This is a genomic window from Candidatus Manganitrophaceae bacterium, assembly GCA_016200325.1.
Lineage (GTDB): Bacteria > Nitrospirota > Nitrospiria > SBBL01 > Manganitrophaceae > Manganitrophus.
This window is the reverse complement of record JACQEZ010000019.1, coordinates 99,117-112,012: the sequence shown is the minus strand read 5'-3', so window position 1 is coordinate 112,012 and position 12,896 is coordinate 99,117. Positions and strand designations below refer to the sequence as shown.

Genomic DNA, 12,896 nt, shown 5'->3' with positions numbered 1-12,896 from the left:
ATAGCGGCTTTATTCGTGACTCGGATGGTGGTCAATCCCGATGTATGCCTCTATAAAACGACGAATTCTAGCTTCGTCGAACTCATTGAGCTTGTCGATCTTTCCCCAAGCGGTCAGTGCGATCGGCGTGTCGAGTCCGGCGTAGGGACCGACGAGGAGATGCCCGTAACGGCTTTTTTGCCCTTCCGTCTGGGCCTTTTGAAGGTATTCCTTGGCAAGTGTCTCAATTTTCTGAACCATCTCTGTACAGTTTTTGCAATCGTATTGGATGATGACCCCGCCATCTTCCAGATTGTGGACCTGGAGCTCATTCGGAATCTGCCGGTCGTAAATTCCCCACCGCGCAACAAACGGGACATGCGGACCCGACGTGGGGGGCTTGCTGTTATAGGGAGGATGAGGCGACTCGATCGATTGGATATGATCGTTTCCAAGCGAAGGCACCGCGGTCCCCGGCTCTTTGCTCTCCGGCGCCTTTTCGGTTTTGGCCGGCGGTTTCGCTTTCGGGTCGGGCGGAGCGGCCCAAAGCGCTCCATTCGCGATCAAAACAAGGGCGAGAAAGAGAACCCCAATCGATGTCTGCTTCATTTTCCTCCTTATATTTGAGACAGTTTAACAGCAGCGGATTTTATCAGAACCGAGATGAAAAAGAAAGCGCGCTGCCTGGGGAGAAGTGGGGTTGGTTGGGGGAATTGCCTGACTTAGAGTGTGGGGTAAAATCCCACGACCTTAGGCCGTCAGGTCAAGAGCAGCGCCCATTCCCAGGTCTTTGATTTAGAATGTTATGGTTTCGAAAGAGAGCGCTCCCCTCCCGCCGCGGCATCTCTGATTGAAAAAGCAAGAGCCCCTTGTTAGGATAGGCTGGCCATTTTAAATTCGGATGTGGAGCGCATGCACGATACCCTTCTTCTCCAAGACCTCGCCGTGGTCATGATCGTTTCGGGGGGGGTGACCATTTTCTTCCATCGATTTCATCTCCCGGTGGTCCTCGGTTATATCCTTGCCGGCTTGATTATCGGCCCGCATACCCCTCCTTCTCCGCTCATCAGTGATGAGGGTTCGATTGAAACGCTGGCGCAGTTGGGGATCATTTTTCTGATGTTCGCATTGGGGCTCGATTTCAACCTCCGCAAGCTGAAAGAGGTCGGGGCCGCGGCGCTGCTGGCCGCGACGCTCGAGATCGTCTTCATGGTCTGGATCGGTTATGAGACCGGACAGCTCTTCGGCTGGAGCGTCATGGATAGCCTTTTCCTCGGAGCGATCCTCTCGATCTCTTCGACGACCATTATCGTGAAAGCGCTGGAGGAGCTGGGGAAAACGAAAGAGCCGTTTGCCCAGATGATCTTCGGGATTTTGATCGTCGAAGATGTTTTGGCCATTTTGATTATCGCGCTCCTCTCGACCGTCGCCATGACCGGCTCCTTACAGCTCGAAGAGGCGGTGATCACGGCCGGACGGCTTGGGATTTTTCTGGTCGCCGTCCTCGTCTTCGGCCTGCTGGCGGTGCCGCGGCTGCTTCGCTATGTCGGCCGATACAAGAGCGACGAGATGCTCCTTGTGACGGTGCTGGCGCTCTGCTTCGGGTTCTCGCTGTTGGCGGCCCGGTTCGGCTACAGCATCGCGCTGGGGGCTTTCTTGATCGGCGCCATCATCGCGGAGGCGCGCGAGATCGGGAAGATCGAGCATCTCGTCGCGCCGGTGCGGGACATGTTCAGCGCCGTCTTTTTTGTCGCCATCGGAATGCAGATCGATCCGGCGCTTCTCGTGAAATATACGATACCGATCGTGGTGATTACGCTGGTGGTGGTGATCGGAAAGGTCGTCACCTGCAGCCTCGGGACCTTAATTGCCGGAAACGACCTTCGGACCTCCCTCCGGGTCGGGATGGGATTGGCGCAGATCGGAGAGTTCTCTTTCATCATCGCCTCGCTTGGGATCAACCTGGATGTCACCGCTCCGTTTCTCTATCCGATTGCGGTGACCGTCTCGGCGGTGACCACGCTGCTGACCCCCTTTCTGATTGGCCTCGCCGACCGTCTGGTGCAGCGGTTTGATCAAAGGGCGCCGCGGACGCTGGTTGTCTGGCTGAACCTCTATACCGATTGGATCAGGCGATTGAAGAGCAGCGGAAGACAGAGTCAGGCGAACCGCTTGGCCCGGCGGCTGGCATGGCAGATCGGGCTGAATATGGTATTGATTACCGCCGCTTTCACGGTGGCGGCCTATATGGCAAAAGGGATCGATGCGCCATGGCTTCCCGCATCGGTCGGCGGACCGAAAGCGCTGGTCTGGTGGGTGACCGTTCTGGTGACGCTGGTGCCGCTTCTTGCCACGTTTCGGAAGCTTCAATCGTTCGGTTTTCTCCTCTCTGAAATCAGTGTTCGGCAAAGCGGGGCCGGTGTCCGGGCGCCGGCGATCCGAACGGTGATCTCCAACAGTATTTTAGTCGCCGGAACGGTCCTAATGGCGGTTTGGATTTTTCTGATCAGCCTGACCTTTCTCCCTCCCTGGCCGATTTTGTTTGTCTCGTTGATCTTGATTGCGGCGGTTTCCGGGTTGCTCTGGCGGGTGCTCATCCGAATCCACGACCGCGCTCAGATCGCTCTGGACGAAGTGTGGCAGCCGTCGCCGCTTCCCTTTTCCGAAGGGCGCGCTCTCCCGCTGCCGGCGAATCTAAAAGAGGTCGTGCTGGAGACGGTGTTCATTGACGATCGATCGGCCGCCACCGGTCAGCTCATCAGCGAGCTTCGGCTCCGGAGCCGGACGGGCGCCAGCATTATCGTCATCGAGCGAAATGGCGACCGGATGACGAATCCCGATCCGAGCGAAGAACTCCGGGCCGGCGATAAGCTTCTCCTTCTTGGGAATCCAGGCCAGCTCGCCGCCGCTCGAAATTTCCTCGGCCCGCAGAGACCGGTTTCCTGAAAGAACCCTGGGACAGAGTTGACTTTTCGGATAGATCCGTTATACTCAAAAGCTTGTTTTTACTTTTCTATCCAAGCAGTGCCAAGCAGTGCCAAAGCGGCGCTCAGCCGGGCCGGTCAAGTCGCGCCGCGCTGAGCTCGCGTCCAGCGCTTCACGCCGGGATGTCTAAATAGAAAATAAGGACGACGGAAGCGCGTCTGATCGGGCCGCCGTCGTTCCATGGCGGCCCTCGTTGTGCCCTGAACGGCCAGAGAACGGAATGATGGACGGATCGATGAAAGAAGCGTTGACCGCGCTGCTCCGGGAGGTGATCGCAGAGGCCCGGCAGCAGGGAAAGCTGAAGCAGGGGAAAGAGGTCCCGATTATCTTAGAGGTTCCCAAGCGGGAGGAGCAGGGGGATTTCGCGACGACGCTCGCCCTCTCTCTTTCCAAAGAAGAGGGCCGGCCGCCGAGGCAGATCGCTTCCGACCTGGTCTCGTTGCTCCAGGGACGCTCCCCGTTGGTTCAGAAGATTGAAATCGCCGGCCCAGGCTACATCAATTTTTTTCTGAAGAAAGATTATTGGCACCAGACCCTTCTGGAAATCTGCGAGAAAAAAGAGGGATACGGCCGCGGATCGATCGGCGCGGGAAAGCGGGTTCAAATCGAGTTCGTCAGCGCCAACCCGACCGGTCCGCTCCATGTGGCGCATGGACGGGCCGCTGCGCTCGGGGATGCGCTGGCGCGCCTGCTTCAAGCGGTCGGCTATCAGGTCGATCGGGAATATTATATTAATGATGTCGGAAACCAGATGGGGCTGCTCGGCCGCTCCACCTATTTGCGGTATCGGGAGCTTTCCGGCGAGCCGGTCACTCTACCGGAAGAGAGCTACCGGGCCGACTACATCATCGACATTGCCAAAGAGATTCAAGCGTCGGAGGGAGACCGCTACCTGCGCGGCGCCGAAGAGGCGCATCTCCCTTTTTTCACCCGATATGCCTATCAGAAGATCCTCAGCTGGATTCGAGCCGATCTCGAACGATTCGGCGTTCCGTTCGACCGGTGGTTCTCCGAAGAGAGTCTCTATCAAGAAAAGGAGGTCGATGCCGCGCTGGCGCTCCTGAAGTCGGCCGGCGTTCTCTATGAAGAGGGGGGGGCGCAATGGGTCGCCACCACCCGCTATGGGGACGACAAGGACCGGGTGGTCATGCGGAGCAATGGGCAGATGACCTACTTTGCCTCCGACGTTGCCTATCACCGAAATAAATTTGAGCGGGGCTACGACCGGCTGATCGATATCTGGGGGGCCGACCACCATGGCTATATCGCCCGGGTCAAAGCGGTGGTCGCCGCGATGGGCTATGCCCCCGATCGGCTCGATGTGCTGATTCACCAGCTGGTGAATCTATTGCGCGAGGGGAAGCCGGTGGCGATGTCGAAACGCTCGGGCGATTTCGTCACGCTGCGGGAGGTGATGGACGAGGTCGGGGTCGATGCGACCCGCTTCTTTTTTCTGATGCGCCGATCGGATACCTCGCTCGATTTTGACCTGGAGCTGGCGAAGAAAGCGTCGAATGAAAACCCGGTCTTCTATGTCCAGTATGCTCATGCCCGGCTCTGCAGCATTCTCCGGGTGGCGGCCGAACGGGGATGGCCCGTTGAAGAAGAGATCCGAAAAGCGACCCCGTCCGACCTCTCGGTGCTCGATCTGCCGGAGGAGCAGGCGCTGATCAAGCAGCTCTCGATCTACCCCGATCTGCTCGTCACCGCGGCGGAGGCGCTGGAGCCGCACCGCCTGACCTTCTATCTCCAGGAGCTCGCCGGAATGCTTCATCGATACTATTTCGAGCATCGGGTCGTGACGGAGGACCTTTCCCGGACGCGGGCGCGGCTCGTTTTGATGGCGGCGGTCCAGATTGTCTTAAAGAATGCGCTCGACCTCCTGGGGGTTCGGGCGCCGGAGCGGATGTAGTGGAGCAGACAGGCATCAGCGAGAGGGGGCCGACGGGTGCAACAACGCGCGCGATGCGTCCTGTGCGCGCGATGCGTCCTGTGATAGACGAGAAGCGGGTGCGGCCCGACCGGCATTTTGAGGTTCGCCATCGCGCGAGCGGCCCCGCCCGGCGCGGGGTGGTGCGGACCTGCCACGGCGAGATCGAAACACCCGCTTTCATGCCGGTGGGAACCCATGGAAGCGTTAAGGGGATGAGCCCCGAAGACCTTGCGCGGCTCGACGCGCGAATGATCCTTTGCAATGCCTATCATCTTTATCTCCGGCCGGGACATGAATTCGTCGCGCGGCGGGGTGGCTTGCATTCGTTCATCGGCTGGGACCGTCCAATCCTCACCGACAGCGGCGGCTATCAGATCTTCAGCTTAAACGTCCTGACGAAGGTGACCGACGAAGGGGTGTCGTTTCAATCCCATCTCGACGGCTCCCGGCATTTCATCACGCCGGAGAAGGCGATCGAAATTGAAGCGGGTCTGGGGGCCGATGTTATCATGGTCTTCGACGAATGCCTTTCCTATCCGTCCGATTATGCCAAAACCGCCCTCTCCCTCGACCGGACGCTCGCCTGGGCGCGGCGCTGTAAGGAGGCGCATCACCGTCCGGATCAATTTCTTTATGGGATTGTTCAGGGAGGCTTTTACGACGATCTGAGAAAAAAAGGGATCGAAGGCCTTCTGGAGATTGGCTTCGACGGCATCGCCGTCGGCGGTCTCTCGGTCGGAGAGCCGCAGGAAGAGATGCTCGGTGTTCTGGAGAAGGTGGTTCCGTTGATTCCCGCGACCGCTCCCCGTTATCTGATGGGGGTGGGGACGCCGGCAGATCTGGTGGAGGGGGTCTGCCGAGGGGTCGATCTGTTTGATTGTGTTCTGCCGACCCGACATGCGCGGACCGGATCGCTCTTTACGTCGACCGGCGAGATTCATATTCGAAACGCCAAGTATGCGGAGGACGATGCGCCGCTCGATTCCGATTGCGGCTGTTATACCTGTCTGCATTTTTCGCGCGCTTATCTCCGCCATCTTTTTATGGCGAAAGAAATTTTGGCAATCCGGTTGAATACCTTGCATAACTTATACTATTATCTGGCCCTGATGAACGGAATGCGGAGCGCGATCGAATTCGACACCCTTGATGCATTTCGAAAAGAGTTCTATGCGAAGCGGGAGCCGGAAAGGGACCGGTAATCCGACCGCCCTTATGATGGAGGTGGCGTTGTTCGAATGGTTTGAGTCAAACGCGTGGGCACAAGCGGGAGGGGCTGCGGGACCTGCCGGCAATCCGCTGATTTCTTTTCTCCCGTTTATTTTAATTTTTGTAATCTTTTATTTTCTCTTGGTTTTGCCGCAGCAAAAGCGGACCAAGAAGAAAAAGGCAATGATTGATGCCTTGAAGAAAGGGGAACGGGTGACGACGATGGGAGGATTGATCGGGACAGTGACCAACCTCTCCCCGGAGGTCGTCACCATTCAGATCGCAGAAGGAGTTCGCGTGAAGGTAGTGAGAAGTTATATCGAAGAGGTTCGCACGAGCGAGTCAGAGGGGGCCGAGGAGCGGGCGAAATGAAGAAGGGAATTCGTGGAAGGATCATTTTTATACTGGTGACGGTGTTCGTCTCGTTTCTCTTCTTTCTCCCCTCGACGCCGCTTTATTCCAAGCTTCCCCCCTGGTGGGGAAAATACCTCCCGAACAAGGGGATTACCTTGGGGCTTGATCTTCAGGGGGGGATGCATCTGGTCCTGGAGGTTCAGGGGGAGAAGGCGGTCGACAACACGGTTGACCGGACGGTCGGATCGCTGAAGGGATCGTTGGAGGCGAAAAAGGTCGCGGTCCAATCGATTAAACGAGAGGGACGGGAGATCCTTCTCTCCTTTGCTCCGGAGTCGAAAGAAGCGGTCTCCAAGGTGGTCGACCAGGACTACCCGAACTTCGTCATCAAGCAGTCGGGGGCCGGGGAGGTGGTCCTCGCCCTCCGGGAGACGGAGGTCAAGCGGATTCTCGACAACTCCACCTCGCAGGCGTTGGAGACGATCCGAAACCGGATCGACCAGTTCGGGGTGAGCGAGCCGTTGATTCAGAAGCAGGGGGCCAACCAGATTTTGGTCCAGCTCCCAGGAATCAAAGAGCCGCAGCGGGCGATTGCGTTGATTGGACGGACCGCCTTGCTCGAGTTCAAGCTCCTCGACGATGAGAACCCGATCGCGCGCCAGCTGCCGCCCCGCGTCGAAGGAGACGAAGAGGCGAAGATTTTACAAGAGTATCAGGGGAAGATCCCGCCGACTGATCAGATTCTTTTTGAACGGGTCGTCGACTCGGAGACCGGCAAGGTGACGAAGCGTCCGTACCTGGTGAAAAGTCAGGCGGCGTTATCGGGGGACCTGTTGAGCGATGCCCGTGTTTCGATCGATCAGTTTAACGGAAAGTATGTTGCGATCACCTTCGATCCGATCGGGGCCAAGTTGTTCGAGAAGGTCACCGAGGAGAACCGGCGGCATCGGCTGGCGATCGTCCTCGACAACACGATCTATTCGGCACCGGTGATCAATGAGAAAATCTCCGGCGGACGGGCCCAGATCAGCGGCTCTTTTACAACGCAGCAGGCGAACGATCTGGCGATTGTCCTCCGGGCCGGTGCCCTTCCGGCGCCGGTCACGATCATTCAGAATGTGACGGTCGGTCCTTCGCTCGGTCAAGATTCGATCGAAAAGGGGCTCAAGGCGGGGGTGATCGGCACGGCCCTGGTAGTGGTCTTTATGGCGTTCTATTATCGGTTTTCGGGACTGGTCGCCGACTTCACGCTGGTTCTCAACGTAATATTGCTGATCGGCGCGTTGGCCGCCCTGAATGCCACACTGACCCTTCCCGGAATTGCCGGGATCATTCTAACGATCGGAATGGCGGTCGATTCGAATGTGTTGATCTTCGAGCGGATCCGTGAGGAGCTCCGGGCCGGCAAGCCGGTCCGGTTGGCGGTCAACGCCGGCTACGACAAAGCCTTCCTGACGATCGTCGATTCCCATGTGACCACACTCATTACGGCGTTCGTTCTCTTTATTTTCGGGACGGGGCCGATCAAAGGTTTTGCCGTCACCCTCTCCCTCGGCGTGATCATCAACCTCTTTACCTCTTTGGTCGGTACAAAGGTGGTTTATGATCTGGTTATCAACCGACGCAAGGTGGAGCGGTTGAGCATCTGAAGCGCCGCACGGAGAGAATAGACAGGGACGGTTCATAAGGAGGCCTATGTTCGAAGTTTTCGGAAAGACACAGATCGATTTCGTCGGCAAGCGATATTTCTTCTTTGCCCTCTCGACATTATTAGTGGCCCTCGGCCTCTTTTCGCTGGTCCAGATCTCTCGCGGCAAGGCGAATTTGGGGATCGACTTTGCCGGTGGCGCTGCGATCCAACTCAAATTCAGTCAGCCGATCCATATTGATGCAGCGAGAAAAGCGCTTGACGACAACGGACTCAAACATGCGGAGCTGCAGCAGGTGGTGGAAGATAACAAGCTGCTGATTCGAATCAAGAAACAAGATGTGGTGGAGCAGAACGTCCGGGAGCGGGTCCAAGAGGTCTTCTCCAAAGCCTTTCCGGACAACCAATTCGTCGTGGAGAGCAGCACCGAGATCGGACCGACGGTGGGACAGAAGCTTCAGAGCGATGCGCTGGTGGCGGTTCTGATTTCGATGTTTTGCATCGTTGTTTACATCGCGCTTCGCTTCGAATTCCGTTTCGGAATTGCCGCGACCATCGCCACCTTCCACGATGTCTTCGCCGTCCTCGGCATCTTCTTCGTTTTGAATAAAGAGATCAATCTATTGGTTGTGACGGCGCTCTTGACGATCGCGGGCTACTCTCTCACCGATACGGTTGTGGTGTTCGATCGGATCAGAGAGAACCTCAAAGGCCGGCGGAAAGAGTCGTTGGATCAGACGATCAATGATTCAATCAATCAGGTCCTCTCCCGAACGTTCAATACGTCGGTCACCGTCTTTTTGGCGGTGTTGGCGATCTATTTCTTCGGCGGAGAGGTGATTCATGATTTTGCCCTGGCGATGATCCTGGGGATCATTATCGGAACGTATTCGTCTTGGTTTGTCGCAAGCCCGCTTCTCCTCCTCTGGAGAAAGCGGGTGGGGGTATTGAAAAGAGCCTAAACAGGATTTTCATGCCAGAGCCGTCCATTTCGCTTTCGGGCCGAATCTCCGATGTTCGGGTGCCGGTGTTGCTCCAGTTCCTCCGAAAGGAGGGGAAAACCGGCGTCTTGACCCTCAAGCGAAACGACCTGAACAAATCGATCTATCTGCAGGACGGCGACATCATCTTCGCGACCTCTCTTTATCCCGACGACCGCCTCGGGGAGATCCTCCTCAAGAATAGAAAAATCAATTTCAAACAGTATGAATGCTCCGTCGATCTCCTGAAGAAAACAGGAAAGAGACAGGGAACGATCTTGGTCGAGCAGGGGTTCATCGCCCCGAAGGAGCTCTTCCAGGGGGTCGTTTTTCAGGTGAAGGAGATCATCTTAAGTCTTTTTACCTGGATCGCAGGGGAGTATGCGTTTGCAGAGGGTCCGCTTCCCTCTGAAGAGCTGATCACCCTGCAGATCAGCACCGGAGATTTGATCCTAGAGGGGATTAAGCGGATTCAAGACTGGCACCGCTTGATCCACGACCTCCCCCCGCTGACGCAGGTGCCGCACCTCTCGACCGATGCGCGGTCTCTGTTTCAGACCGTGACCCTCAATCCGGATGAAAGGGAAATCCTCCGGCTGATCGACGGCCAACGGACCCTGAAGGCGGTTCTCTCTGACGCCTCGATGCCGTCGATCGACTGCGCCCGGCTCCTCTATTTTTTTATTACCGTTGGAATCCTGAATCTGGTCCCCCCGGCCGACCCGCTCCCGGAGGCCGACCCGCCGATCGGTGGAATGGAACGCTCGGAGGAGATCGCGGCGCCCAGCCCGGCGGCAGAAGAGGCGGTGGTCAAAGAGACCCTCTTCGCGCAGGAAGAGGTCAGCACGGTTCAGAAGATTCGAGAGGCCTATCTGCAGCTGGAGAGTCAAAATCATTACGATGTCTTGAAGGTTGCTTCCACGGCGGGCCGGGAGCAGATCAAGAGAGCATACTTCCGGCTGGCGAAGGAGTACCATCCCGATCGGCACTTCGAAGCCGACATGGCGTCGGTGAAAAAAGAGCTGGAGAGTCTCTTTACCCGAATCACGCAGGCGTATGACACCCTGCTGACGGAGAAAAAGAGGAGGGTCTACGATGCCGACCTGGCGAGTGGGAAGCGGTCGCAAGAGCCGGCTGCGCCTTCGCCAAGAGACCTCTTCGCCCGCGGTCAGGCTGCCTTTGAAAAGGGGGACCTTCGCGATGCCTCTTATTTTTTCCAAGAAGCGATCAACAAAATGCCCGAGCGGATCGACAAGGCGGTGTATTACCTCCGGTACGGACAGGTGCTGGCTCGAATTCCGGGAAAGCTTCGTGATGCGGCAGATGTCTTAAAGCAGGGGATCATGCTCGATCCGACCCGTGCGGAGTTCTATCTTGAATTAGGACGGGTCTACAGTAAGACGGGATTGACCCAAAAGGCGCTTGCCGCCTTTTCAGAGGTGCTCAAGCGAGATCCCGACAACAAGGTCGCCAAGGCCGAAGTCGAAAAGCTCCGTGTATAGACCCCTTCTATAAAACCCCTCAAAATCATCGCGTTATCCACTGTTTTTAGTGTTGACATGGGTTAGGGCGTATGTTATGTTTATATCCGACTAAATAAGTCTCCGATTGAAATGGTCGGAGACAGAAAAGGTCGCCCTTATTTTGGATTTATTATGCTGAAGCTAACCAAAAAAACCGATTACGCCCTGATGGCGATTAACTTTATGTCTTGCCAAAAGGACGATTCCGTCGCCAACACCCGAACCATCTCGGAGATATATAACATCCCTTTGGAATTATTGGCAAAAATACTCCAAAGGCTGGCAAAAAAAGGGATCATTGTCAGCCAAAACGGGCCTAAGGGCGGATATACATTGGCCAAGCATCCTTCGCAGGTGACCGTGGGAGAGATCATCCGTGCCATCGAAGGGCCGGTCCAAATCGTCCGATGTCACGAGGGGGAGACCGCCTGTTTACAATCGGAACGTTGTACGGTCCGCAGCCCCCTTCGAAAGATTGAGGGTCGGATTATCGAGCTTTTGGATCAGTTCACGATCGATCAGATGTATGCAGAGGAAGTGATCGAAGAGATCACGGTCCGTTGATTGCCAAGGCGAGCGTTGATCGTCTGTCGGTCATCTACTATAATTGAGGAGTTTATGTTGAAATTTCCTATTTTTCTGGATAACCATTCGACCACCCCGATGGACCCTCGCGTTCTGGAAGCGATGCTCCCTTATTTTACGGAGAAATTCGGAAATTCCGCCAGCCGAAACCATGCGTTCGGTTGGGAAGCGGAGAAGGGGGTCGATCATGCGCGTGAGCAGATCGCCCATCTGATCCATTGCGATCCGAAGGAGATTATTTTCACCAGCGGTGCGACCGAGTCGGACAATTTGGCCCTCAAAGGGGTCGCTGAAATGTACCGGGAGAAGGGAAACCACATCATCACGGTCGTCACCGAGCACAAGGCGATTTTAGATACCTGCAAGCGGCTTGAAAAGGTCGGCTATGAGGTGACCTATCTTCCGGTAGACAAAGAGGGAAAGGTCTCCCTTGAGGCGCTGAAGCAAGCGATCACCCCAAAGACCATCCTGATCTCGGTGATGATGGCCAACAATGAAATCGGCGTGATCCAGCCGGTGGCGGAGATTGGAAAGATCGCCAAAGAAAAAGGGGTCGTCTTCCATTGTGATGCCACCCAAGGGGTCGGAAAGATCCCGGTCGATGTTCAGGCGATGGGAATCGATCTGATGTCGTTCTCGGCCCATAAAATCTACGGTCCGAAAGGGGTCGGCGCGCTCTATGTGAGAAAGAAGAATCCCCGGGTCCGAATCGCCCCACTTTTCGACGGCGGCGGGCACGAACGGGGAATGCGATCGGGAACGTTGAATGTCCCCGGGATCGTCGGTTTCGGGGAGGCCTGTGCGCTCTGCGAGAAGGAGATGCCGGAGGAGACCGCCCGGTTGAACCGCCTTCGAGAGAAGTTGAAAGAAGGAATCCAAAAAGGGCTCGATGAAGTCTACCTCAACGGACATCCGACAGACCGCCTTCCGGGCAACCTTAATATGAGCTTTGCTTATGTCGAAGGGGAATCGCTGCTGATGGGTCTGAAGGAGATCGCCCTCTCCTCCGGGTCGGCCTGCACCACCGCCACCTTGGAGCCGTCCTACGTCCTTCGCTCCTTGGGGGTCGGAAGCGATTTGGCGCACTCCTCGCTTCGCTTCGGATTGGGCCGGTTCAACACGGAAGAAGAGGTCGATTTCGTTACCCAGCGTGTGATTGAAACCGTTCAACGGCTTCGAGAGATGTCTCCTCTTTATGAGATGGCCAAAGAGGGGATCGATATCAAGAATGTTCAATGGCAACGATCTTAAAGATCTTAAAGTAGGTTCTTAAAGGTCTTAAATAGGTGAGGAGAGAGAGAAATGGCATACAGCAGTAAGGTCATTGATCATTATAACAATCCGCGAAATGTCGGGTCGCTCGACAAGCAAGATCCCAATGTCGGAACCGGGGTGGTCGGCGCGCCGGAGTGCGGTGACGTGATGAAGCTTCAGCTGAAGGTCACCAACGGCGTGATCGAAGATGCCAAGTTCAAGACATTCGGCTGTGGCAGCGCGATCGCCAGCTCCAGCTTGGCCACTGAAATGATGAAGGGGAAGACCCTCGATGAGGCGATGGGGATTAAAAACACCGATATCGTCAGCGAGCTCAATCTGCCCCCCGTGAAAATCCACTGTTCGGTCTTGGCGGAAGATGCCATCAAGGCGGCCATCAGCGACTATAAGAAGAAGAACGGCCTTTCGTAAGGCTGGGAGGTAAA

At 56.3% G+C, this 12,896-nt stretch carries 11 protein-coding genes; 10 read left to right on the top strand and 1 reads right to left on the bottom strand.

Annotation, left to right across the window (positions count from 1 at the left end):
- Nucleotides 1–9: 9 nt before the first annotated feature.
- Nucleotides 10–588, bottom strand: coding sequence for a DUF3105 domain-containing protein (locus tag HY282_15460; protein ID MBI3805146.1), 579 nt, complete (start codon nucleotides 586–588; stop codon nucleotides 10–12).
- A gap of 303 nt (nucleotides 589–891) precedes the next feature.
- Between HY282_15460 and HY282_15455 the strand changes: the two genes are divergently transcribed.
- From HY282_15455 to iscU, 10 genes are all read left to right on the top strand, one after another.
- Nucleotides 892–2,925: a cation:proton antiporter gene (locus HY282_15455; protein ID MBI3805145.1), complete on the top strand. Its 2,034-nt coding sequence runs from the start codon at nucleotides 892–894 to the stop codon at nucleotides 2,923–2,925.
- Between the two features lie 274 nt (nucleotides 2,926–3,199).
- Nucleotides 3,200–4,876, top strand: coding sequence for an arginine--tRNA ligase (locus tag HY282_15450; GenBank protein ID MBI3805144.1), 1,677 nt, complete (start codon nucleotides 3,200–3,202; stop codon nucleotides 4,874–4,876).
- Nucleotides 4,877–4,947: 71 nt separating this feature from the next.
- A complete protein-coding gene (gene tgt / locus HY282_15445) occupies nucleotides 4,948–6,099 on the top strand; it encodes a tRNA guanosine(34) transglycosylase Tgt (protein MBI3805143.1) in 1,152 nt (383 codons plus the stop codon).
- A 16-nt stretch (nucleotides 6,100–6,115) separates the two neighbouring features.
- Complete coding sequence (gene yajC / locus HY282_15440; protein MBI3805142.1) at nucleotides 6,116–6,478, top strand: preprotein translocase subunit YajC; 363 nt, start codon at nucleotides 6,116–6,118, stop codon at nucleotides 6,476–6,478.
- Nucleotides 6,475–8,109 carry a protein translocase subunit SecD gene (gene secD, locus HY282_15435; protein MBI3805141.1) on the top strand — a complete coding sequence of 545 codons (1,635 nt, stop codon included), beginning with the start codon at nucleotides 6,475–6,477 and terminating at the stop codon, nucleotides 8,107–8,109. The genes yajC and secD overlap by 4 nt, the downstream gene beginning before the upstream one ends.
- Before the next feature lie 46 nt (nucleotides 8,110–8,155).
- Nucleotides 8,156–9,070 carry a protein translocase subunit SecF gene (gene secF, locus HY282_15430; GenBank protein MBI3805140.1) on the top strand — a complete coding sequence of 305 codons (915 nt, stop codon included), beginning with the start codon at nucleotides 8,156–8,158 and terminating at the stop codon, nucleotides 9,068–9,070.
- Between the two features lie 11 nt (nucleotides 9,071–9,081).
- Nucleotides 9,082–10,590 carry a DUF4388 domain-containing protein gene (locus HY282_15425; GenBank protein MBI3805139.1) on the top strand — a complete coding sequence of 503 codons (1,509 nt, stop codon included), beginning with the start codon at nucleotides 9,082–9,084 and terminating at the stop codon, nucleotides 10,588–10,590.
- 153 nt (nucleotides 10,591–10,743) lie between these two features.
- A complete protein-coding gene (locus tag HY282_15420) occupies nucleotides 10,744–11,175 on the top strand; it encodes an Rrf2 family transcriptional regulator (protein ID MBI3805138.1) in 432 nt (143 codons plus the stop codon).
- Nucleotides 11,176–11,232: 57 nt separating this feature from the next.
- A complete protein-coding gene (locus HY282_15415) occupies nucleotides 11,233–12,447 on the top strand; it encodes an IscS subfamily cysteine desulfurase (GenBank protein ID MBI3805137.1) in 1,215 nt (404 codons plus the stop codon).
- Nucleotides 12,448–12,498: 51 nt separating this feature from the next.
- Complete coding sequence (gene iscU / locus HY282_15410; protein ID MBI3805136.1) at nucleotides 12,499–12,882, top strand: Fe-S cluster assembly scaffold IscU; 384 nt, start codon at nucleotides 12,499–12,501, stop codon at nucleotides 12,880–12,882.
- Nucleotides 12,883–12,896 lie beyond the last annotated feature (14 nt).